Source organism: Shewanella putrefaciens, from assembly GCF_016406305.1.
Lineage (GTDB): Bacteria > Pseudomonadota > Gammaproteobacteria > Enterobacterales > Shewanellaceae > Shewanella > Shewanella putrefaciens_C.
The window spans coordinates 4,060,810-4,086,903 of sequence record NZ_CP066369.1; the positions used below are offsets into that span (position 1 = coordinate 4,060,810).

Genomic DNA, 26,094 nt, shown 5'->3' on the forward strand with positions numbered 1-26,094 from the left:
AGCATGTTTTCAAGGACTGTTAAATGGATAACAACAAGCACGACGCAAAGAGCCCAGAATCACAGGCCATTTCTATTATAGCGTCACCGGAAACGACCGATGACACGTCCACAACTCCAGCGTCATCCACCGAACCCAAAACAGCTAAAGCCACACAATCAACCGCACCGAGTCCAACGTCAGCCGCCAAGAGAAGCTCGTGGGCGATTCGCTTTGGGGTGTTATTAGCGCTCGGTTTAACCGTTTGCACCCTTGGTGGCGGTTTTATGCTGTACCAACAGCTACAACAACAACTGCTCGTTCAGGATGCGAAAAATATTGCCCTGCAGGATCAATTACAACAAGCATTATTGCAGCCAAATCAACGTATTGGCCAGCTTGAACAGCAGCAGCTGAACGATGCCAAAACTTTCCAAGAATTAGCAAAGCTGGCCGAAGACCAAAACCAGCTGCAGGATAGACTCAATAAACTCGCCCAGCGCAGCCCAACCCATTGGATGGCCTCAGAAGCCGAATATCTAGTGAATATGGCGGGCCGTAAACTTTGGTTAGAGAAAGATCCCCGCACCGCCACCGATCTATTAAAGTCCGCGGATGAAACCATTGCCGCGATGAACAATCCCGCTTTGCTGCCTATTCGTAAGGCGTTAGCGAAAGATATTGCTGCCACGGCCAGCATTAAAACCACGGATATTGATGGCAGTGTATTAGCCCTCGATGCCTTAATTGAGCAACTCGATAAATTGCCGCTTAATCGCGCCGATGCAGCAGCCGATACCCCTGAAGATACAAACATTACTGGCGATTTAAATGACTGGCAGAGCAACTTAGGCAAGACGTGGAAAGCGTTAACCCAAGATTTTATTACCATACGCCACAGAACCGCCGATGCCCCCGCATTACTCGCACCGGAACAGCAATGGTATTTGGTGGAAAATATTCGTCATAAACTGCTGCAATCCCAACTTGCGTTATATCGCTATGACAGAGCGGCCTATCACCAATCGTTGATGATGGCACGCAAATGGATCCAAACCTACTTCGATACTCAGGACCATAAAACGGTCGAAGCCATCGCCGAAATCGATAAGCTAGCCACAGTTGTGCTCGACCCTATTACCCTGAAATCCTTTGCCGCTAAACCTCTGCTATTACAGCTAACCAGCTATGGTGAGTTGACATCATCAGAGGATGCGCCACTATGATCAAGATATTAATTTTCTTAGGAATTGTGCTAATAGGGCTCTGTATCAGCCCTTGGCTGGTTGGCAATACTGGTTATGTGTATATTGCGGCGGGTGATTATCAGATAGAGACCAGTTTAGTCTTTGGGATCATAGCTTTAATTGTATTTTATGCCGTGTTTCAGGTGCTCGAATGGCTCGTGATTAGCGCCATTAATCTGATGCTGCGCAGCCGTTTTATCCCTTACCATTGGCGCCGCCGCTCAGCCAAAAAACATACCTTAATGGGTGCGCTCGCTCTGGCTGAAGAAGATTGGCCAGCAGCAGAACGCGCTATGATAAAAGGCGCAGATAACGGTGAACTCCCCGCCGTTAACTTACTGGCGGCGGCCCGCGCTGCCCAGTATCAAAATAAAATAGCCGAGCGTGATCAATACCTTGACCGTGCAGCTACGCAACCCCTTGCCGCAAATGCCGTCGCAACGACCCGCACTCGATACCTCTTAAAACAAGGGGAATTAACCCTAGCACGCGCCGAGTTGGATAAATTAGCCCCGACAAGTAAGAGCAAGGCTCCGGTGCTCAAACTCGCCCTAGAGTTATATCGAGCCCAAGAGGATTGGGATGCACTTAAGCTATTGTTGCCTATTTTAAAGAAGCGCCAAATCCTCAATGATAGCCAGTTAAATGAACTCGAATTAGCAACGAACAGTGCCCTACTCAAAGCCGCTTCTATCAAAGGTGAAGAAGCCTTAGAACAGTGCTGGCAATGGTTATCGCGCAGCGAACGCAATCAGTCTGAGTATCTGGCGATTTATGCCATAGGTTTGTGCCGTTTTAATCACAAAGATCAAGCGCTGAAACTGCTCTCCAAGAAGTTGCGAACGTCTCCCGAATCAGCACTTTTACAAGTCATCCCCGAGATAGTGACAGCCCAAGATATTGAAATTCGAAAACAGTTACTGAAACATGAAGTGACCCACGAAAATAATGCTGACTACCAGATGTGTCTCGCCAAGCTATATCAGCAAACGCGAGATATGAAAGAAGCCAAAACCTGCTGGCAAAATGTGTGTCGGCTCGAGCCCACAAAGGCCTCTTGGTTAGCACTAGCTCGTATTCAAGAGCAACTAGGCGAACAAGGTCACGCTAATCAAAGTTATCGCCAAGCGGTTAATGTGTAGCTCTATACAATCAGGCCAACTATACAATCAGCCATCAATATAGACGCCGTAGTTTGCATAAGCAGATTACGGCGTTTCGCCATAACATCACTCGTAAACGATTGACTCATCCAGTGTGGGCTCCTCCTCACCCACAATTTTTTACCTCTCACTAAAGTTTTTATCTAGGCTCCAAGATTATTTTGTTATAAATATGTTTCTATATAGAGTTGATATACACTAAATAGAGTTAGTTTTATTTATTAAGGCACTACATCTAGTTAGCCCTCAAAAAAATGTCAGTTTTACGTACTGCACCCCATAAAATCCAGTCATAGCAAGCTATACAGGCGCGTCAAAAAATTGACTTACCACGCTTCACCAGCTAAAATTTCACCACTTGTATCACAATTCAACATTTTTGTTGTTTTTGTGCGTCTTCGGATTAACACAGTTGAGCTGTTGGGAGCTTATTATGGGATCGGTCATTACATCAAAAAAAGGTATGCTCAAGCTTGTTAAAGGGCAAATCAGCGTCGAAGTTAATGGTACAAATCAACCCGCTAAGGATGGCGAACTACTCCCGAAAGGTGCAGTTCTCCATATTGGGGAAAACGCGACATACGAGATCACCTTCGATGATGGCACTAAGCTATCTAATGAGGTAGCCCCGAACGCAACCGCCGCAGCCGCCCCCAACACGGCCAGTGAAGCAGCCTTAGATGAAATCCAAGCATTACAAGATCTTATAGCATCTGGTGAAGATCCAACCCAGAACTTGCCCGAGACCGCAGCCGGTAATGCCCCAGGCAGTGATGGTAACTCCGGTTACGTGTCACTGGCCCGTGATGGTTCAGAAGCACTCGCCACTGCAGGTTATTCCACCGCAGGTCAACCATTGGCTGATGCCGCCACACCGACGCCAGAACAAACAATAGCAACTGACTCACCTTCTCTATTAGTTAATGATACAAACACTGTCGCGGAAGACTCCGTTGCCACAGGTAATGTGCTTACTAACGACAGCGACATCGATACCCTACTGACGGTGGTAAGTTTTGAGATCGATGGCACCTCCTTTGCCGCAGGCACTCAAGTAACCTTAGACGGCGGTATTCTTGTCCTCAATGCCGATGGTTCTTACACCTTCACCCCTAATGAAAACTGGAATGGCCAAGTCCCGGTCATCACCTACACAACCAACACAGGCTCAACCGCCACGTTAACGATTGAAGTCACCCCGGTTGATGATCCGTCTGTATTGGTTAACGACACCAATACCGTGGCAGAAGATACCGTCGCAACCGGCAACGTGCTAGACAATGACAGCGATATCGACAGCAGCCTTTCCGTTGTCAGCTTCACCGTGAACGGCAATACCTTTACCGCAGGCACCACAGTTGAACTCGAAGGCGGCAGCTTAATTCTTAATGCCGATGGCTCTTACACCTTCACCCCTAATGAAAACTGGAATGGTCAAGTCCCGGTCATCACTTACACAACCAACACAGGCTCAACCGCCACGTTAACGATTGAAGTTACCCCAGTTGATGATCCTTCTGTGTTGGTTAACGATACCAATACCGTGGCAGAAGATACCGTCGCCACCGGCAACGTGCTCGACAATGACAGCGATATCGACAGCAGCCTTTCCGTTGTCAGCTTCACCGTAAACGGTAATACCTTTACCGCAGGCACCACAGTTGAACTCGAAGGCGGCAGCTTAATTCTTAATGCCGATGGTTCTTACACCTTCACCCCTAATGAAAACTGGAATGGCCAAGTCCCGGTCATCACCTACACGACCAACACTGGCTCAACCGCCACGTTAACGATTGAAGTTACCCCGGTTGATGATCCATCTGTATTGGTTAACGATAGCAATACCGTGGCAGAAGATACCGTCGCCACAGGCAACGTGCTCGACAATGACAGCGATATCGACAGCAGCCTTTCCGTTGTCAGCTTCACCGTGAACGGCAATACCTTTACCGCAGGCACCACAGTTGAACTCGAAGGCGGCAGCTTAATTCTTAATGCCGATGGCTCTTACACCTTCACCCCTAATGAAAACTGGAATGGTCAAGTCCCGGTCATCACTTACACAACCAACACAGGCTCAACCGCCACGTTAACGATTGAAGTTACCCCAGTTGATGATCCTTCTGTGTTGGTTAACGATACCAATACCGTGGCAGAAGATACCGTCGCCACCGGCAACGTGCTCGACAATGACAGCGATATCGACAGCAGCCTTTCCGTTGTCAGCTTCACCGTAAACGGTAATACCTTTACCGCAGGCACCACAGTTGAACTCGAAGGCGGCAGCTTAATTCTTAATGCCGATGGTTCTTACACCTTCACCCCTAATGAAAACTGGAATGGCCAAGTCCCGGTCATCACCTACACGACCAACACTGGCTCAACCGCCACGTTAACGATTGAAGTTACCCCGGTTGATGATCCATCTGTATTGGTTAACGATAGCAATACCGTGGCAGAAGATACCGTCGCCACAGGCAACGTGCTCGACAATGACAGCGATATCGACAGCAGCCTTTCCGTTGTCAGCTTCACCGTGAACGGCAATACCTTTACCGCAGGCACCACAGTTGAACTCGAAGGCGGCAGCTTAATTCTTAATGCCGATGGCTCTTACACCTTCACCCCTAATGAAAACTGGAATGGCCAAGTCCCGGTCATCACCTACACAACCAACACAGGATCAACCGCCACGTTAACGATTGAAGTTACCCCGGTTGATGATCCGTCTGTATTGGTTAACGACACCAATACCGTGGCAGAAGATACCGTCGCTACCGGCAATGTACTCGACAATGACAGCGATATCGACAGCAGCCTTTCCGTTGTCAGCTTCACCGTGAATGGCAATACTTTTACCGCAGGCACCACAGTTGAACTCGAAGGCGGTAGCTTAATTCTTAATGCCGATGGCTCTTACACCTTCACCCCTAATGAAAACTGGAATGGCCAAGTCCCTGTCATCACCTACACCACCAACACAGGCTCAACCGCCACGTTAACGATTGAAGTCACCCCAGAGAACGATGACTTCACCGATAACGATGAAGTGGTGTCGATTGCCGAAGACAGTGGCGAGAAGACCGGTAACGTGATTGATGGCAGCAGTGTCGATGGCCCGTTAACCGTCCAAAGCTTCAGCATCGCTGGCGTGGCCGGTCCCTTCGTGCTCGGCCAAGCCGTGGCTATCGTCGGTGTCGGCAGCTTCACCTTAAACAGTGATGGCGTGTATACCTTTACCCCTGTGGCCAACTACTTTGGCCCCGTGCCCGTCATTACCTACATCTTGACCGACGGCTCTGGCAGCAATGACACCTCGACCCTGACCCTCGATGTCACCCCTGTGAACGATAACTTCACCGACGACAACGAAGAGCGCAGCATTGTCGAAGACAGCCCCGAAGTGACCGGTAACGTGATTGATGGCGTCAGTGTTGACGGCCCCTTGAGCGTGGTCAGCTTCACCATTGCCGGGGATGACACTGTCTATCCCGCCGATGGCAGTGACATCAACATCGACGGTATTGGTACCTTCAGCCTCAACAGCGATGGCGTGTATACCTTTACCCCTGTGGCCAACTACTTTGGCCCCGTGCCCGTCATTACCTACATCTTGACCGACGGCTCTGGCAGCAATGACACCTCGACCCTGACCCTCGATGTCACCCCTGTGAACGATAACTTCACCGACGACAACGAAGAGCGCAGCATTGTCGAAGACAGCCCCGAAGTGACCGGTAACGTGATTGATGGCGTCAGTGTTGACGGCCCCTTGAGCGTGGTCAGCTTCACCATTGCCGGGGATGACACTGTCTATCCCGCCGATGGCAGTGACATCAACATCGACGGTATTGGTACCTTCAGCCTCAACAGCGATGGCGTGTATACCTTTACCCCTGTGGCCAACTACTTTGGCCCCGTGCCCGTCATTACCTACATCTTGACCGACGGCTCTGGCAGCAATGACACCTCGACCCTGACCCTCGATGTCACCCCTGTGAACGATAACTTCACCGACGACAACGAAGAGCGCAGCATTGTCGAAGACAGCCCCGAAGTGACCGGTAACGTGATTGATGGCGTCAGTGTTGACGGCCCCTTGAGCGTGGTCAGCTTCACCATTGCCGGGGATGACACTGTCTATCCCGCCGATGGCAGTGACATCAACATCGACGGTATTGGTACCTTCAGCCTCAACAGCGATGGCGTGTATACCTTTACCCCTGTGGCCAACTACTTTGGCCCCGTGCCCGTCATTACCTACATCTTGACCGACGGCTCTGGCAGCAATGACACCTCGACCCTGACCCTCGATGTCACCCCTGTGAACGATAACTTCACCGACGACAACGAAGAGCGCAGCATTGTCGAAGACAGCCCCGAAGTGACCGGTAACGTGATTGATGGCGTCAGTGTTGACGGCCCCTTGAGCGTGGTCAGCTTCACCATTGCCGGGGATGACACTGTCTATCCCGCCGATGGCAGTGACATCAACATCGACGGTATTGGTACCTTCAGCCTCAACAGCGATGGCGTGTATACCTTTACCCCTGTGGCCAACTACTTTGGCCCCGTGCCCGTCATTACCTACATCTTGACCGACGGCTCTGGCAGCAATGACACCTCGACCCTGACCCTCGATGTCACCCCTGTGAACGATAACTTCACCGACGACAACGAAGAGCGCAGCATTGTCGAAGACAGCCCCGAAGTGACCGGTAACGTGATTGATGGCGTCAGTGTTGACGGCCCCTTGAGCGTGGTCAGCTTCACCATTGCCGGGGATGACACTGTCTATCCCGCCGATGGCAGTGACATCAACATCGACGGTATTGGTACCTTCAGCCTCAACAGCGATGGCGTGTATACCTTTACCCCTGTGGCCAACTACTTTGGCCCCGTGCCCGTCATTACCTACATCTTGACCGACGGCTCTGGCAGCAATGACACCTCGACCCTGACCCTCGATGTCACCCCTGTGAACGATAACTTCACCGACGACAACGAAGAGCGCAGCATTGTCGAAGACAGCCCCGAAGTGACCGGTAACGTGATTGATGGCGTCAGTGTTGACGGCCCCTTGAGCGTGGTCAGCTTCACCATTGCCGGGGATGACACTGTCTATCCCGCCGATGGCAGTGACATCAACATCGACGGTATTGGTACCTTCAGCCTCAACAGCGATGGCGTGTATACCTTTACCCCTGTGGCCAACTACTTTGGCCCCGTGCCCGTCATTACCTACATCTTGACCGACGGCTCTGGCAGCAATGACACCTCGACCCTGACCCTCGATGTCACCCCTGTGAACGATAACTTCACCGACGACAACGAAGAGCGCAGCATTGTCGAAGACAGCCCCGAAGTGACCGGTAACGTGATTGATGGCGTCAGTGTTGACGGCCCCTTGAGCGTGGTCAGCTTCACCATTGCCGGGGATGACACTGTCTATCCCGCCGATGGCAGTGACATCAACATCGACGGTATTGGTACCTTCAGCCTCAACAGCGATGGCGTGTATACCTTTACCCCTGTGGCCAACTACTTTGGCCCCGTGCCCGTCATTACCTACATCTTGACCGACGGCTCTGGCAGCAATGACACCTCGACCCTGACCCTCGATGTCACCCCTGTGAACGATAACTTCACCGACGACAACGAAGAGCGCAGCATTGTCGAAGACAGCCCCGAAGTGACCGGTAACGTGATTGATGGCGTCAGTGTTGACGGCCCCTTGAGCGTGGTCAGCTTCACCATTGCCGGGGATGACACTGTCTATCCCGCCGATGGCAGTGACATCAACATCGACGGTATTGGTACCTTCAGCCTCAACAGCGATGGCGTGTATACCTTTACCCCTGTGGCCAACTACTTTGGCCCCGTGCCCGTCATTACCTACATCTTGACCGACGGCTCTGGCAGCAATGACACCTCGACCCTGACCCTCGATGTCACCCCTGTGAACGATAACTTCACCGACGACAACGAAGAGCGCAGCATTGTCGAAGACAGCCCCGAAGTGACCGGTAACGTGATTGATGGCGTCAGTGTTGACGGCCCCTTGAGCGTGGTCAGCTTCACCATTGCCGGGGATGACACTGTCTATCCCGCCGATGGCAGTGACATCAACATCGACGGTATTGGTACCTTCAGCCTCAACAGCGATGGCGTGTATACCTTTACCCCTGTGGCCAACTACTTTGGCCCCGTGCCCGTCATTACCTACATCTTGACCGACGGCTCTGGCAGCAATGACACCTCGACCCTGACCCTCGATGTCACCCCTGTGAACGATAACTTCACCGACGACAACGAAGAGCGCAGCATTGTCGAAGACAGCCCCGAAGTGACCGGTAACGTGATTGATGGCGTCAGTGTTGACGGCCCCTTGAGCGTGGTCAGCTTCACCATTGCCGGGGATGACACTGTCTATCCCGCCGATGGCAGTGACATCAACATCGACGGTATTGGTACCTTCAGCCTCAACAGCGATGGCGTGTATACCTTTACCCCTGTGGCCAACTACTTTGGCCCCGTGCCCGTCATTACCTACATCTTGACCGACGGCTCTGGCAGCAATGACACCTCGACCCTGACCCTCGATGTCACCCCTGTGAACGATAACTTCACCGACGACAACGAAGAGCGCAGCATTGTCGAAGACAGCCCCGAAGTGACCGGTAACGTGATTGATGGCGTCAGTGTTGACGGCCCCTTGAGCGTGGTCAGCTTCACCATTGCCGGGGATGACACTGTCTATCCCGCCGATGGCAGTGACATCAACATCGACGGTATTGGTACCTTCAGCCTCAACAGCGATGGCGTGTATACCTTTACCCCTGTGGCCAACTACTTTGGCCCCGTGCCCGTCATTACCTACATCTTGACCGACGGCTCTGGCAGCAATGACACCTCGACCCTGACCCTCGATGTCACCCCTGTGAACGATAACTTCACCGACGACAACGAAGAGCGCAGCATTGTCGAAGACAGCCCCGAAGTGACCGGTAACGTGATTGATGGCGTCAGTGTTGACGGCCCCTTGAGCGTGGTCAGCTTCACCATTGCCGGGGATGACACTGTCTATCCCGCCGATGGCAGTGACATCAACATCGACGGTATTGGTACCTTCAGCCTCAACAGCGATGGCGTGTATACCTTTACCCCTGTGGCCAACTACTTTGGCCCCGTGCCCGTCATTACCTACATCTTGACCGACGGCTCTGGCAGCAATGACACCTCGACCCTGACCCTCGATGTCACCCCTGTGAACGATAACTTCACCGACGACAACGAAGAGCGCAGCATTGTCGAAGACAGCCCCGAAGTGACCGGTAACGTGATTGATGGCGTCAGTGTTGACGGCCCCTTGAGCGTGGTCAGCTTCACCATTGCCGGGGATGACACTGTCTATCCCGCCGATGGCAGTGACATCAACATCGACGGTATTGGTACCTTCAGCCTCAACAGCGATGGCGTGTATACCTTTACCCCTGTGGCCAACTACTTTGGCCCCGTGCCCGTCATTACCTACATCTTGACCGACGGCTCTGGCAGCAATGACACCTCGACCCTGACCCTCGATGTCACCCCTGTGAACGATAACTTCACCGACGACAACGAAGAGCGCAGCATTGTCGAAGACAGCCCCGAAGTGACCGGTAACGTGATTGATGGCGTCAGTGTTGACGGCCCCTTGAGCGTGGTCAGCTTCACCATTGCCGGGGATGACACTGTCTATCCCGCCGATGGCAGTGACATCAACATCGACGGTATTGGTACCTTCAGCCTCAACAGCGATGGCGTGTATACCTTTACCCCTGTGGCCAACTACTTTGGCCCCGTGCCCGTCATTACCTACATCTTGACCGACGGCTCTGGCAGCAATGACACCTCGACCCTGACCCTCGATGTCACCCCTGTGAACGATAACTTCACCGACGACAACGAAGAGCGCAGCATTGTCGAAGACAGCCCCGAAGTGACCGGTAACGTGATTGATGGCGTCAGTGTTGACGGCCCCTTGAGCGTGGTCAGCTTCACCATTGCCGGGGATGACACTGTCTATCCCGCCGATGGCAGTGACATCAACATCGACGGTATTGGTACCTTCAGCCTCAACAGCGATGGCGTGTATACCTTTACCCCTGTGGCCAACTACTTTGGCCCCGTGCCCGTCATTACCTACATCTTGACCGACGGCTCTGGCAGCAATGACACCTCGACCCTGACCCTCGATGTCACCCCTGTGAACGATAACTTCACCGACGACAACGAAGAGCGCAGCATTGTCGAAGACAGCCCCGAAGTGACCGGTAACGTGATTGATGGCGTCAGTGTTGACGGCCCCTTGAGCGTGGTCAGCTTCACCATTGCCGGGGATGACACTGTCTATCCCGCCGATGGCAGTGACATCAACATCGACGGTATTGGTACCTTCAGCCTCAACAGCGATGGCGTGTATACCTTTACCCCTGTGGCCAACTACTTTGGCCCCGTGCCCGTCATTACCTACATCTTGACCGACGGCTCTGGCAGCAATGACACCTCGACCCTGACCCTCGATGTCACCCCTGTGAACGATAACTTCACCGACGACAACGAAGAGCGCAGCATTGTCGAAGACAGCCCCGAAGTGACCGGTAACGTGATTGATGGCGTCAGTGTTGACGGCCCCTTGAGCGTGGTCAGCTTCACCATTGCCGGGGATGACACTGTCTATCCCGCCGATGGCAGTGACATCAACATCGACGGTATTGGTACCTTCAGCCTCAACAGCGATGGCGTGTATACCTTTACCCCTGTGGCCAACTACTTTGGCCCCGTGCCCGTCATTACCTACATCTTGACCGACGGCTCTGGCAGCAATGACACCTCGACCCTGACCCTCGATGTCACCCCTGTGAACGATAACTTCACCGACGACAACGAAGAGCGCAGCATTGTCGAAGACAGCCCCGAAGTGACCGGTAACGTGATTGATGGCGTCAGTGTTGACGGCCCCTTGAGCGTGGTCAGCTTCACCATTGCCGGGGATGACACTGTCTATCCCGCCGATGGCAGTGACATCAACATCGACGGTATTGGTACCTTCAGCCTCAACAGCGATGGCGTGTATACCTTTACCCCTGTGGCCAACTACTTTGGCCCCGTGCCCGTCATTACCTACATCTTGACCGACGGCTCTGGCAGCAATGACACCTCGACCCTGACCCTCGATGTCACCCCTGTGAACGATAACTTCACCGACGACAACGAAGAGCGCAGCATTGTCGAAGACAGCCCCGAAGTGACCGGTAACGTGATTGATGGCGTCAGTGTTGACGGCCCCTTGAGCGTGGTCAGCTTCACCATTGCCGGGGATGACACTGTCTATCCCGCCGATGGCAGTGACATCAACATCGACGGTATTGGTACCTTCAGCCTCAACAGCGATGGCGTGTATACCTTTACCCCTGTGGCCAACTACTTTGGCCCCGTGCCCGTCATTACCTACATCTTGACCGACGGCTCTGGCAGCAATGACACCTCGACCCTGACCCTCGATGTCACCCCTGTGAACGATAACTTCACCGACGACAACGAAGAGCGCAGCATTGTCGAAGACAGCCCCGAAGTGACCGGTAACGTGATTGATGGCGTCAGTGTTGACGGCCCCTTGAGCGTGGTCAGCTTCACCATTGCCGGGGATGACACTGTCTATCCCGCCGATGGCAGTGACATCAACATCGACGGTATTGGTACCTTCAGCCTCAACAGCGATGGCGTGTATACCTTTACCCCTGTGGCCAACTACTTTGGCCCCGTGCCCGTCATTACCTACATCTTGACCGACGGCTCTGGCAGCAATGACACCTCGACCCTGACCCTCGATGTCACCCCTGTGAACGATAACTTCACCGACGACAACGAAGAGCGCAGCATTGTCGAAGACAGCCCCGAAGTGACCGGTAACGTGATTGATGGCGTCAGTGTTGACGGCCCCTTGAGCGTGGTCAGCTTCACCATTGCCGGGGATGACACTGTCTATCCCGCCGATGGCAGTGACATCAACATCGACGGTATTGGTACCTTCAGCCTCAACAGCGATGGCGTGTATACCTTTACCCCTGTGGCCAACTACTTTGGCCCCGTGCCCGTCATTACCTACATCTTGACCGACGGCTCTGGCAGCAATGACACCTCGACCCTGACCCTCGATGTCACCCCTGTGAACGATAACTTCACCGACGACAACGAAGAGCGCAGCATTGTCGAAGACAGCCCCGAAGTGACCGGTAACGTGATTGATGGCGTCAGTGTTGACGGCCCCTTGAGCGTGGTCAGCTTCACCATTGCCGGGGATGACACTGTCTATCCCGCCGATGGCAGTGACATCAACATCGACGGTATTGGTACCTTCAGCCTCAACAGCGATGGCGTGTATACCTTTACCCCTGTGGCCAACTACTTTGGCCCCGTGCCCGTCATTACCTACATCTTGACCGACGGCTCTGGCAGCAATGACACCTCGACCCTGACCCTCGATGTCACCCCTGTGAACGATAACTTCACCGACGACAACGAAGAGCGCAGCATTGTCGAAGACAGCCCCGAAGTGACCGGTAACGTGATTGATGGCGTCAGTGTTGACGGCCCCTTGAGCGTGGTCAGCTTCACCATTGCCGGGGATGACACTGTCTATCCCGCCGATGGCAGTGACATCAACATCGACGGTATTGGTACCTTCAGCCTCAACAGCGATGGCGTGTATACCTTTACCCCTGTGGCCAACTACTTTGGCCCCGTGCCCGTCATTACCTACATCTTGACCGACGGCTCTGGCAGCAATGACACCTCGACCCTGACCCTCGATGTCACCCCTGTGAACGATAACTTCACCGACGACAACGAAGAGCGCAGCATTGTCGAAGACAGCCCCGAAGTGACCGGTAACGTGATTGATGGCGTCAGTGTTGACGGCCCCTTGAGCGTGGTCAGCTTCACCATTGCCGGGGATGACACTGTCTATCCCGCCGATGGCAGTGACATCAACATCGACGGTATTGGTACCTTCAGCCTCAACAGCGATGGCGTGTATACCTTTACCCCTGTGGCCAACTACTTTGGCCCCGTGCCCGTCATTACCTACATCTTGACCGACGGCTCTGGCAGCAATGACACCTCGACCCTGACCCTCGATGTCACCCCTGTGAACGATAACTTCACCGACGACAACGAAGAGCGCAGCATTGTCGAAGACAGCCCCGAAGTGACCGGTAACGTGATTGATGGCGTCAGTGTTGACGGCCCCTTGAGCGTGGTCAGCTTCACCATTGCCGGGGATGACACTGTCTATCCCGCCGATGGCAGTGACATCAACATCGACGGTATTGGTACCTTCAGCCTCAACAGCGATGGCGTGTATACCTTTACCCCTGTGGCCAACTACTTTGGCCCCGTGCCCGTCATTACCTACATCTTGACCGACGGCTCTGGCAGCAATGACACCTCTACCTTAAGCTTAACCGTCACCCCACTGAACGATGCGCCAGTGATTGTTTCGGCTGATAATGCTGTCGTGTCTGAAGAAGGCCTAACCGGCGGTATCCAAGATACTGTTGGAGATAGTGACACCACCAATTTGAGTTCAATGACTGGCGAAATCAATATCACTGACGTTGATAATGACTCCCTAACTGTCTCGCTTTCTGGCCCAGCGGGCCTGACTTCGGGCGGTGAAGATATTGCTTGGTCTTGGATTGGCAATACACTTACTGGCTACATAGTAGGTACAAACGTTCCTGTCATCACAATAACCCTAACTCCACCTATCGGTAATTCATCTGGCACTTGGGGATATGAAGTAACACTACTAGGGCCTATTGATCACCCCAACTCTACAGGGGAAAACGAGCTACCCATTGAAATTGGCATTTCTGTTGATGATGGAAACCAAATAACCAATGGTAGTTTTGAGATAAAAATTGAAGATGACTCTCCGGTCGATCAAGTAGATCAAGATCTCGCTCAACACATACTTAACGGCAGTGGAATGATCAGTGGCGATTTACTCGCTCCTGGTGCAGATGGGTTAGATGAAATCACATTTAGCATCGTCACTACTGGCTTATTTTGTGATGGTAAGCCGCTGCAGACATTAATGTCAGGTAATACCTTAACTGCATGGGCAGATATTAATAACGATGGTGTTTTCAATGCTGGCGAGGAGGTGTTTACCTTAACGGCAGTTCCTGATGGTAATGGCAACTATGATTATCAGCTTGAATTATCTAAGGAAATACAACTAGATAAAACCACCACAGCATCCTTTGTTGGAATACAAGCTGGCGCAAGCGACGCCTATCACGTATTAACAGATGGAACGCTCGATACCCATGGTGACGCCAGTGCAGAGGATACACTCATCACCATAACTGGTATTGGTAGTGGTAACCACAAAGTAAACTCAAACAGTTTTGGTATTGGTGTGGGCGATCCATCAATATCTACTGGTGAATCAATTAATTTTGCTTATAGTTCTACAGGCACAAGTGCTGCAACTATCAGTCTAGGTACCGGCTCAAATGGTTCCCATGATAGTGTATCCACAGCTAAGGTAGTCATCACATATGCCAATGGTACGACTAGTGAACAGTTTATTGAAATAAACGGAACTTTAGAATTCGAAGCCTTGGCTCTGAATGGATCCAATATAACTTCGATCACTATTAGTTATGAAAGTGGTAGTGATTTCCAAATTATAGATGTTTCAGCTAACACAATAGTCACTGAAGATCCTATCGATATTGAGTTTGCTTACAATGCAACAGACAACGATGGGGATTCTACTGAAGGTTTAATTACTGTCACTGTAGACCCTGCAGCACAACCTATTGCCAATACACCAAACGCCCAAGTGTTTTTGTATGAAGACGTATTACCAAGTGATGGTAATGATACAACAGTACAAACACTGAGCTTTAAATCTGGTAGCAATTCAATTGAAAGCTTCCAATTTGGTAACTTATCAAATATTTCAGTCGTAGGTATTAACGCCCAAATCCATTGGGCACTCAATGGTGCTGGTCAATTAATCGGTACCGTCTATGGTAGAGAGGCACTTCGCTTAACCTTAGATTGGGATCGTATCAATGCGGGAGAACAAGGCGATGTCACAGTTACAGCCGAATTGCTGACCAATCTCCCCCATAGTGTAAATGCCAACAGCTTAACAGTTAATGGGATTCAAGTCGTGGCAGTTGATGGTGCTGGTCATACAGCACATTCCACAGTCACAGTCACAGTCGCCGATGACGTGGACATTGCCCAAAATGATACTGCACAGTTGGATGTAATGGTCGATTCGTTTAGCTTCTCAGGAATTCTAGCGACTTGGATTAGTACCACTGGTGGTGAAGATGTTAATACCTTCGATGGTAATATCGGCTCTGGGGGTGAAGATAACGATTCAGCTCACGATCAAGTTCGTTGGGGGGATCCTGCAAATTACAACGATCGTCAATCTGGCTATGGATTTATGGACAACGATGCGGGGCTGAATGGCACACTCGCGTTAAACCAAGATATAGTGTTAGGAACTTTCACACACTATAACTACCCTATTGATTCAGGCTCCTCTATCACTGCTGCAACAATGGAAATAACATTTAATGTGACAGATGCTTACGGAGTTGTAACCCCTGTAACCTTAACGTTGAATTTTAGCCATAATGAAACACCCAATGACGGTTCCGACCCAAGGGATATAGTGACAGTTGGTCAAACGAGTGTGACTTTCAACTATGAAGGTCAAATGTACACCATGCAAGTTATTGGTTTCAAAGATGATGACGGTAATATTGTCAGTTCTATTTACACGGATGAGGATGCAGCAACCAGCTACCAACTAGTCGTTCGCATGGTGGCAGGCGATGGTTACACTCTGCCTCATTCCGATGGTAATGTACTGACTAATGACACAGTTGGTGCCGATGATGAACTTGAAATTGTCGGCGTTGCTAGTGGTGATCACACTAGTACAGGCGTGTCTGGCCACGTAGGCTCAACCATCAATGGTGTATATGGCACGCTCGTGCTTAATGCTGATGGAACCTATCACTATCAATTGACTGCAAGTGCGAACCTGCTTCCTGCATCAGGAGCTGTAGAAACCTTTACTTACACTATCCAGGATGGCGATGGAGATACTTCAAGCGCAACCTTAAAGATTAATGTCAATCCAGTAAATGCAGACGGTATCAATATTGCTGACGCCAATGCACTCACAACTCAAGGATCTAGCTTAAATGACACTATGGTGGTTATCGATGGTGAACGAGCTACTAACCATAATAAATTGAATGTAACTTTTGGTGGTGGTCAAAATGGCATCATCACTAATAGCAACGGTGACGAAATTATTGTCTCAGGCGCTAATAAAAAGAGTTTTAGCACTACTGATGCGCAAGTTGTCAGTGGCGGTGACGGTAACGATCATATTGAAACTGGTAGAGGTAACGATGTGATCTATGCAGGCAAAACTGGCACAAGCAATTATGGTTCCGATGATAACCTGGAGTTGTCGGTTAATGACCTTTTAAATCATCACATTATGACGGGTACCTTAACAGGCTCAAATAAGATTGTTGATAATGATGGTTTATTGTTAGCCAACGATGTTGCCTCAGAAAAAGCAGATGTCGTCAACGGAGGTAGTGGCAATGACCGCATTTATGGTCAATCAGGCTCAGATATCCTCTATGGACACACTGAAGATGATTATATTGATGGAGGCAGCCACAACGATGCTCTTCGTGGTGGCGCAGGCAATGACACTCTGATCGGTGGTCTCGGTGATGATGTATTGCGGGGCGATAGTGGTGCCGATAAGTTCGTCTGGAGATATGCAGATGCAGATAACGGCACCGACCATATAATGGACTTTAATGCCAACCAAGATAAGTTAGATCTGAGTGATTTACTCCAAGGTGAAACTGCCAATACTTTGGAAAACTATCTCAACTTTAGCTTAGACAATGGTTCAACCGTGATTGATATCGACGCTAATAAAGATGGAGTCTTTGAGCAACATATCGTCCTCGATGGGGTTGATCTCTACAGTCAATATGGTGCTATCGATAATGCAGGCATAATCAATGGCTTATTAGGCTCTAATGGTAATGGTCCTCTGATTATAGATGCTGCACCTGTCACGCCAGATGCACCGCAGGGACTGACTCAACCTTTAGATCCCAATAACAACAATGGCACTATGATTCCTTAATAAATCAGTTCAGATGGCCTATAGAAATATAGGCCATCTTGGACCATACTTCTGATAATCAAATAGAAATCAAAGGATAGATAACTAGGTGCCTGCTACTGCGTCAGAAAGAGTTGAGCAGTGGACTATTTCCGCTTCTCAGCGAGTGATAGTCGACCCATTGCTAGATTGTTTAGTGCTCCTCACTGAGCATTTTGGAAACCCATGCTCAAGCGATTCGCTTGCGGCAGGCTTGCCTTTGTCTGGCGCAATATTAACGCCAGATTTGGTTCCGCAAGCTGCGTCGCGTGCGGGTTTAGCTGCAAAATTATCTCGTAAGGGATTAAATGAAATATCACCAATACTGCTTCCATGCATTTTATTATTAAAAGATAAGAAAGCCTGCATATTACGTGAATTTAGCCTTGAATCTGATCGCGCTGTCATTCAACTGCCTGAGACTGGCGGTGAAGAAGTTCTAAATATTGAGTCCCTTGAAGCCTTATATGTCGGATATTTATTCTTAGTTAAACAAGAATACCGTGGCGATATGGGTTTCGATGTTTACTTACACGATAACAAAACTCACTGGCTAGTCCAAACACTAAGGGATTCAGCACCTATTTATCGTGATGCCTTAATTGCATCCATATTAGTCAATATATTCGCCTTAGTTTCACCGCTTTTTATCATGAATGTGTATGACAAAGTGGTTCCCAACCTCGCCTTTGAATCACTCTGGGTTTTGGCTATTGGGGCTTCGATTGCCTATTTATTTGATCTGGTGATGCGACAACTTAGGAGTTATCTTATTGATGTTGCAGGTAAAAAAGTAGATATCATAGTTTCATCTCGGCTATTTGCGAAAGCCATCGGCATTCCATTGGAAAAACGCTCCCCCAGTATTGGTGGCATGGCAAAGCAGCTTGGTGAATTTGACAATATTCGTGAGATCTTAACCTCGGCAACCATAACCACTTTAGTCGACCTACCCTTCGCGCTTTTCTTCATTATTATTATTTATATCGTTGCGGGTGATCTGGCCGCGATTCCCGTGATTGGTGGCTTAATCATTATCGGTTTTACACTCTACACTCAGCCCAAATTGAAAGCCGCAATCGAAGAAGGTAATAAATTCTCAAGTCTTAAGCACGGACATTTAATTGAAAGCCTCTCGGCACTTGAGTCCATTAAGGCAAATGGCGCTGAGGGTATAGTTCAAAGAAGCTGGCAACAGATGATAGGGCACAGTGCAAACTGGCAATTAAGATCGAAAAAACTCTCTAATTCAGTCTCAAACCTTGCCAACTTTATCGTCCAATTTACTGTCGTCTGCGTAGTGATTTTGGGTGTTTATCGCGTTGCCGATAATGTGATATCAATGGGCGGGATCATCGCTGCGGTAATGCTGTCGAGTCGCGCTATTGCACCCATGGCGCAATTAGCGGGCCTGATGACTCGAGCCAATCATACCGCCAGTGCATTGCGTCAACTTAATGAGTTAATGATGCAAGAGGATGAATTTGAAAACAAAGGCCATTTAGTTAGTAAATTAAGGCTATTAGGTAAGATTAACGCAGATAATGTTGGCTTTAGTTATCCAGGTTCAGAAAAACCAGTATTGCATCCAATGTCACTGACGATCAATCCCGGTGAACGCATCGCCATTATCGGCCGCAATGGTTCAGGTAAGAGCACCCTAGCCAAACTTTTAGTCGGACTGTTCCAACCCACTACCGGAAGCCTACGTTATGACGGGGTCGATTCAGCTCAGATCCACCCCAGTGATTTACGCCGTAACTTTGGTTATTTACCCCAAGACGTCACCCTGTTCCATGGCACTATTAGGGATAACATCCTCTTCGGCACTCGCCAAGTCACAGAACATCAATTAATACGTGCAGTACAACTCTCAGGGGTTAGCCAATTCACCCATCTTGAGGCTGAAGGCCTAGATCAACAAGTTGGTGAAGGCGGGATGTCACTTAGCCGGGGACAAAGGCAAACTGTAGCGCTAGCCAGAGCGACGCTCAATGATCCACCAGTGCTGTTAATGGATGAACCCACAGCAAGCTTAGATGCTCGTGCAGAGCAACAGTTTATTCGTTCTATGCAAAATGTGAGTAAAGATAGAACCTTAATACTCATCACACACAAAATGCATCTATTACAACTGGTTGACCGTATTATCGTGCTCGAACGCGGTCATGTTGTGGCCGATGGTCCTAAGTCTGAAGTATTAGAGAAACTCAATTTTGGCCTCGTTAATGGAGGCGTTAAAAAATGAGTAAACACCTAACGACAACCGATCTTGATATGGTCGATGATGTCTATGGCGCCATGATGACCGATGCGCCCAGTGGCCATAGGTTAATCATTTGGGCTCTCGCTGCCATGGTAGTTTGTTTCTTGTTTTGGGCTGGTTTGGCCCAATTAGATAAGGTCACCACAGGTTCAGGCAAAGTGATCCCTTCCTCACAGGTGCAAGTCATCCAAAGTTTAGATGGCGGCATCATGCAAGAGCTATATGTGCAAGAAGGTGAAATCGTCACTAAAGGGCAGCCCTTAGTACGCATTGATGACACTCGCTTCCGCTCCGATTATGCCCAACAAGAACAAGAAGTGTTTGGTTTAAAAACCAATGCCATTCGTATGCGGGCAGAACTCGATAGCATACTGATTTCAGATATGACTTCAGATTGGCGAGAACAGGTCAAAATTACCAAAGAAGCGTTGATTTTCCCCGAGAACATTGTCGCCGCCGAGCCTGCGCTCGTTAAACGGCAACAGGAAGAATACAACGGTCGCTTAGACAACCTCAGTAACCAACTCGAGATTCTCGTACGGCAAATTCAGCAACGCCAACAAGAGATCGATGATCTTGCCTCTAAGACAACGACACTAACAACGAGTATGCAGTTGATTTCCCGCGAGTTGGAACTCACACGTCCCTTAGCAAAAAAAGGCATTGTTCCCGAAGTTGAGCTGCTAAAATTAGAACGGGCGGTTAACGATGCCCAAGGTGAGCTTAATTCGTTACGATTACTCAGGCCAAAATTGAAAGCAGCATTAGATGAAGCCATCTTAAAACGTCGTGAGGCCGTATTTGTGTATGCGGCAGACCTTAGAGCGCAACTAAACGAAACTCAAACGCGGCTATCGCGCATGAATGAGGCCCAAGTTGGCGCACAGGACAAAGTGAGCAAAGCTATTATCACATCTCCTGTAAATGGCACTATTAAAACGACGCATATCAACACATTAGGTGGTGTTGTACAACCTGGAGTCGATATTATTGAAATCGTTCCTTCCGAGGATCAGTTGCTTATAGAAACTAAGATCCTGCCGAAGGACATCGCATTTTTACACCCAGGTTTACCGGCGGTAGTTAAAGTAACCGCCTACGATTTTACCCGCTACGGTGGTCTTAAGGGGACGGTAGAACATATCAGCGCCGACACTTCACAGGATGAAGAAGGCAATAGCTTCTATCTTATTAGGGTTAGAACAGAAGAATCGAGTTTAATCAAAGACGATGGCACACAGATGCCAATTATCCCAGGGATGTTAACCACGGTTGATGTCATTACGGGACAAAGATCCATTCTTGAGTACATTTTAAATCCAATTTTAAGGGCTAAGGATACTGCGCTCAGAGAGCGTTAAGCCTGTTATAAACCGGGAGGTTTGCAATGAATACTTCAGTAAGACGACAATTTCAATGTTCAAAGATAGCCATAGTGCTGTCATTAATCCTATTACCGTTATCGGCTCAGAGCCAGACGCTAGAGCAAGCGGTCGCGCATACACTCGATACCAATCCGGATCTACGTGTTGCGTTTAACCGTTTCAAGGCCAGAGAAGAGCAAGTTAATCAAGCGATTGCAGGCTACATGCCTACTGTCGATATTACTGGCGGTTATGGTTATGAACAAACTGACAGCGTATCAACACGTAGACGTAAAAATGTAGGCGATGTCGATAGTAACGGTGTGGCAGAGCTAAACCGCGGAGAATTTGGCGTTAGCTTAAAGCAAATGCTATTCGATGGTTTTTACACCAGCAGTGAAGTTGATCGTTATAGCTTTGAAGCCAGCGCAGACCAGTGGGCTTTGCTTGCCGCAGCTGAAGATATGGCCCTCGATGTCAGTAAGGTTTACCTTAACTACCTACGCACTGAAGAAGTGCTAAAACTGGCGGAAAAGAACCTAAACAGTCATAAAGAAATTTATGAGCAAATCAAGCAACGTACTGATTCAGGCCTCGGTTCGACCGCAGATTTATCACAAATTTCCGGTCGTCTTGCGCGTGCAAATGCCAATGTGATTTCGGCTCGCAATAATTTCCTCGACGCGAAAGCCCAATTCATCCGCGTGGTTGAAGTAGAGCCCGTTGATTTAATTCAACCCGTTCCCGATGCTGATATGCTACCTAAGGATCTCAGTTCTGGTTTAGTTGTCGCCCAGGAAAATCACCCGATCCTTAAATCCGCTGCCAATGATATTCGTGCAGCAGAAAATGAACGCTCATCGGTGCAAGCTAACTACTATCCTCAAGTTTCATTGGAACTGAATGGTAATTGGAATAATGATGTCGGCGGTGAAGATGGTGTCAGTGTTATACCTAGCCAAGATGTAGGCGGTTATAGCAACGATATCGTGGCCATGGTGCGAGTGAGATACAACTTATTTGCCGGCGGCAGAGACCTTGCCCGCGAAAAAGAAACGGCCTACAAACTCGGCGAAGCCAAAGAAATAAACCAACGTGCACAACGTGAAGTGGTTGAAGGCGTAAACCTAGCTTGGAACGCGTTTGAAATGCTTGCTCCACAAAAGCAATACATTCGTGACCATGTGATAGCAGCAAAAGACACTCAATCGGCCTATGCGCAACAATTCAACCTAGGTCAACGCAGCTTACTCGACTTACTTGATACTGAAAATGAACTCTTCGAAGCCCGTAAAGACTACCTACAGGCTGAATATGATGAAATTACGGCAAAGTATCGCGTACTCAACTCCACTGGACGTTTACTCGACTCTCTTAAAGTCACTCGTCCTGAAGCGTGGCGTGGAGAGCGTAACTATGAAGGAGGCGCCAACCAATGAAAACAACTATCCTATTCATCAGTATCGCTCTTTTAGCTGGCTGTTCGGTACGAGATACAGTTAATATTGAGGAAATGACAACAACTCAAGTCAATGATCTATCGGATAAAGACGGAGATGGTGTCATCGAAGCCCGCGAGCGCTGTAACGACACGGCAAAAGGCGCAGGCATAGATAACTATGGCTGCGGCAACATTAAGGCGATTAATGAGCGCAAGGAAATAAATATTTTATTCCCTAATGACTCAGCCTTTATTGCACCCGAGTATTATCCTCAGATTGAGGAAATCGCGGTCTTCTTGCGTCAGTATCCAACGACTAAAGTGACCATCGAAGGTCACACTAGTCGCACAGGAACCGACGAACGTAATGCTGTGTTATCACAGGAGCGTGCCGATGCGGTTACCGCAGTACTTGCGGAACGTTTTAGCATTGATAGAAGCAGGCTAACCGCTATTGGTTATGGGCCTAGTCGTCCTCTTGTTTTAGAGCACACGCCCGAAGCTGAGACCCGCAACCGCCGCGTTGTTGCGGAAGTCACGGGGGATGACACTATGGCAGATATGAAATGGACGATTTATTCCGTCGATGAACCAACAAAAGATGAACCTACAAAATAAGGGTTAGCAGAATAGGCTATGAACGGCAGACTTGGTTATAAAGCATCATATTTGCGAGTCTGCCGCTTAAGTCTAATAGCGTCGGCATTAGGCATCTGCTGCCTCTATGCCGCACCAACTCAAACCCTTGATGAAACTAGAATCACTTCCACACTGGAAAAGCGTTACGGTGAACGCGCGGGTATGCGTGCAAGGGCTTGGTTCAAGGTATTGTCGGAATCGGTCACAATGAGTGAGCAGGACAAATTATTGAAAGTAAATAATTTCTTTAATTTGTTCCGTTTTGTTGATGACATTAAATTATGGGGCGATTCAAATTATTGGGCCACACCGATGGAGTTTATTGGTGTGAATGGTGGGGACTGCGAAGATTTTTCGATAGCGAAATACTTTACGCTACTTCAATTAGGGGTTTCTGAAGATAAGATGCGAATTACTATGGTTAAAGCAACCAGTGTGAATCAGTATCATATGGTATTAGCCTACTATGAGACCCCCTCATCAATTCCCCTCGTCCTCGATAATCTCGATCATGCGATAAAACCAGCGACTCAGCGCAGAGATTTATTACCTGTGTACAGTTTCAACGGTAAACAGTTATGGCTTAACAAAGAACAAGGACGAGGCGTCTTAGCCGGCTCGTCAACACGACTCGAAAAATGGAATGACCTTAATCATAGGTTAGGGGTTGACCGACTCAGGCAACCCAAATTGAAACTGGAGTAGCATCAAAGATGACACTGTTTAGACAGATTTATTCGCTGCTTTTTAGCCTTTTCTTGCTCGTGGTTGCAAGCCTTGGCTATGTGCAATTCACTGAAACTCAAAGCTTTTTAACCAAGCAAATGGAGTCAGATCTAAACAACGTCAGCACTTCGCTTGGTCTTATGCTCACCCCAGCCCTTGAGGCAGGGGATACAGTGGCTGCAGAAACCCTAGTGAACGTGATTTTTGAAGGCGGTTATTACCAAAATGTCAAATTGACCTGGATGGTCGACGGTAAACAGCAAGAGTGGAATAATCCCCTTAAAATTGAAGATGTTCCCCAATGGTTTCTCAATCTAAACCTCTTTAAAACAATCAAAAAACAAAGCACTATTACCTCTGGCTGGCTACAACTGGCACAGCTTGAAATTACGGCGCACCCGGGATTTGGCTACCATGAGTTATGGCGGATTATGTCTAATACCATTATCGCCTTTTCACTATTATTCTTAGTCGCTATTTTTACCGCTAGACTCGGGCTAACTTGGATCCTAAAACCTTTACACGATTTATCGGATCACGCTAAAAGTATTGCCGACCGCCAATTTGGCCCGGATATGCCCCTCCCAAAAACCACAGAGTTAAAGGACCTTGTCACCGCCTTTAATAGCATGTCAGCCCAACTCAAGCAGGTCTTCCAATCCTTGGATGAAGAAGTAGGCGCATTACGTAAGAAAAACCTAGTAGACCCAGCGTCTGGCTTACCGAATCGCCAATATGTGGTGAGTAGACTCAACGGCTGGTTAAGCGAACCTAGTAGCGGGGCACTCTTTCTTGCTAAGCTCGATTGGCTTGAGGAAGTCCATAGCAAATATGGTTACCAAGTAAGGGATGAAACCATTCGTATTCTGGCCGAAAAATTCCAACAGCAACTAAATGAAATCACGCCTTCGGTCATCGCACGTATTGCAGCCTTTGAATTTGCTTTCCTTGTGACAGAGGTGGAGCATGAGCAGATAAGTAAATATCTTCAAACCTTAATCCGCACCATCAATCAAGAAATATCAAAGGCAGGCTGCAAGCCGAATGAGAGCTTTGCCATCGGTGTAGCCGAACGAATTGGACAAATGAACGTCTCCGACATTCTGGCGCAGGCAGATAATGCCCTGCAAAAGGCCCTCAAGGAGAACAAAACTTTCCATTGGTTTGAAACGACTGAACAACAGCTGTTTACTCGCGAACAATGGCGAGACAACCTAAGCCATGCTATCAGCAATAAGAAATTTAAGTTTAGATGGCAACCCATTCAATTTTGCGATGGCAATGGCATAGCGCAACGCGAGTTATATTGCCAATTAGAACTTGGAGATAAGCTAGCCCACGCTGGGCAGTTTATGCCCTATATAGAACTATTGTCACTCGGTGCACTGCTCGACAAATGCCTTATTGAAACCGTCTACGAGCAAAAACTACTCGAACGTAGTTATGAGCCCGTGGCAATCAACTTAACGCATCAGAGTATTAGTGATCTTCAATTCCATGAATGGCTGAATCATTTCCTACGCACCGCCCCAAATATTGAACGCATTTGTTTCGAAATTCCAGAAGCGGGCGTCTACAGCGATTTAGATTCCTGTTTATTGTTGTGTAAAATTATTCGCGATAATGGGGCTAAGTTTGGTATCGACCACTTTGGCCGTCAATTCGGTTCTATGACCTATCTTCAAGAGCTGAGACCAAGTTATGTGAAGCTAGATCAGTCCTTCTCCTATTACGATGAAGCGCAGCACAATGGTGAATTATGCCGTGCAATCATCAATGTAGCCAAGGGGTTAGATATTCAGGTCATAGTGACAGGCATTCAGGAGAAAGCACAGCTTGAACGCTTTAATGAATTAAGAACCGATGCTTATCAAGGCTTTATTGCCCCACCAGAAAACCTAGATTAAAACCGTCAATCGAACCAATAGTAGAGCTCCTTCGGGAGCTTTTCTATTATCGCTATACTTTGGTTTTCACCCAGCGCAC

The 26,094-nt window shown here is 49.0% G+C and carries 9 protein-coding genes; all 9 read left to right on the forward strand.

Going from position 1 to position 26,094, the window contains the following annotated elements; translation table 11 throughout:
* Nucleotides 1-23: 23 nt before the first annotated feature.
* On the forward strand, nucleotides 24-1,205 hold the full coding sequence (locus JFT56_RS17665; RefSeq protein ID WP_198781293.1) for a uroporphyrinogen-III C-methyltransferase: 1,182 nt from the start codon (nucleotides 24-26) through the stop codon (nucleotides 1,203-1,205).
* Nucleotides 1,202-2,368 (forward strand): heme biosynthesis HemY N-terminal domain-containing protein, encoded by a 1,167-nt coding sequence (locus tag JFT56_RS17670; RefSeq protein ID WP_198781294.1) that lies wholly within the window; start codon nucleotides 1,202-1,204, stop codon nucleotides 2,366-2,368. The genes JFT56_RS17665 and JFT56_RS17670 overlap by 4 nt, the downstream gene beginning before the upstream one ends.
* A gap of 454 nt (nucleotides 2,369-2,822) precedes the next feature.
* The gene (locus JFT56_RS17675) at nucleotides 2,823-17,654 is read left to right on the forward strand and encodes a retention module-containing protein (RefSeq protein WP_198781295.1); all 14,832 of its coding nucleotides are present in this window, start codon (nucleotides 2,823-2,825) and stop codon (nucleotides 17,652-17,654) included.
* 88 nt (nucleotides 17,655-17,742) lie between these two features.
* Nucleotides 17,743-19,920, forward strand: a complete 2,178-nt coding sequence (locus tag JFT56_RS17680; protein WP_198781296.1) for a type I secretion system permease/ATPase — start codon at nucleotides 17,743-17,745, stop codon at nucleotides 19,918-19,920.
* Nucleotides 19,917-21,299 carry an HlyD family type I secretion periplasmic adaptor subunit gene (locus JFT56_RS17685; protein WP_198781297.1) on the forward strand — a complete coding sequence of 461 codons (1,383 nt, stop codon included), beginning with the start codon at nucleotides 19,917-19,919 and terminating at the stop codon, nucleotides 21,297-21,299. The genes JFT56_RS17680 and JFT56_RS17685 overlap by 4 nt, the downstream gene beginning before the upstream one ends.
* 26 nt (nucleotides 21,300-21,325) lie before the next feature.
* Nucleotides 21,326-22,741 carry a TolC family outer membrane protein gene (locus tag JFT56_RS17690; protein ID WP_198781298.1) on the forward strand — a complete coding sequence of 472 codons (1,416 nt, stop codon included), beginning with the start codon at nucleotides 21,326-21,328 and terminating at the stop codon, nucleotides 22,739-22,741.
* Complete coding sequence (locus tag JFT56_RS17695) at nucleotides 22,738-23,361, forward strand: OmpA family protein (RefSeq protein ID WP_198781299.1); 624 nt, start codon at nucleotides 22,738-22,740, stop codon at nucleotides 23,359-23,361. Before JFT56_RS17690 ends, JFT56_RS17695 begins: the two co-directional genes overlap by 4 nt.
* 18 nt (nucleotides 23,362-23,379) lie before the next feature.
* Nucleotides 23,380-24,087 carry a transglutaminase-like cysteine peptidase gene (locus tag JFT56_RS17700; RefSeq protein ID WP_198781300.1) on the forward strand — a complete coding sequence of 236 codons (708 nt, stop codon included), beginning with the start codon at nucleotides 23,380-23,382 and terminating at the stop codon, nucleotides 24,085-24,087.
* 8 nt (nucleotides 24,088-24,095) lie between these two features.
* Entirely contained in the window at nucleotides 24,096-26,015 is a 1,920-nt protein-coding gene (locus JFT56_RS17705; RefSeq protein ID WP_198781301.1) for an EAL domain-containing protein, read from the forward strand.
* The last annotated feature ends 79 nt before the right edge of the window (nucleotides 26,016-26,094 follow it).

What these genes read in the sequence shown, in the direction of transcription:
- JFT56_RS17705 (WP_198781301.1), top strand. Translation starts at nt 24,096, where the DNA reads ATGACACTGTTTAGACAGATTTATTCGCTGCTTTTTAGCCTTTTCTTG.
- JFT56_RS17700 (WP_198781300.1), top strand. Translation starts at nt 23,380, where the DNA reads ATGAACGGCAGACTTGGTTATAAAGCATCATATTTGCGAGTCTGCCGC.
- JFT56_RS17670 (WP_198781294.1), top strand. Translation starts at nt 1,202, where the DNA reads ATGATCAAGATATTAATTTTCTTAGGAATTGTGCTAATAGGGCTCTGT.
- JFT56_RS17675 (WP_198781295.1), top strand. Translation starts at nt 2,823, where the DNA reads ATGGGATCGGTCATTACATCAAAAAAAGGTATGCTCAAGCTTGTTAAA.
- JFT56_RS17690 (WP_198781298.1), top strand. Translation starts at nt 21,326, where the DNA reads ATGAATACTTCAGTAAGACGACAATTTCAATGTTCAAAGATAGCCATA.
- JFT56_RS17665 (WP_198781293.1), top strand. Translation starts at nt 24, where the DNA reads ATGGATAACAACAAGCACGACGCAAAGAGCCCAGAATCACAGGCCATT.
- JFT56_RS17695 (WP_198781299.1), top strand. Translation starts at nt 22,738, where the DNA reads ATGAAAACAACTATCCTATTCATCAGTATCGCTCTTTTAGCTGGCTGT.
- JFT56_RS17685 (WP_198781297.1), top strand. Translation starts at nt 19,917, where the DNA reads ATGAGTAAACACCTAACGACAACCGATCTTGATATGGTCGATGATGTC.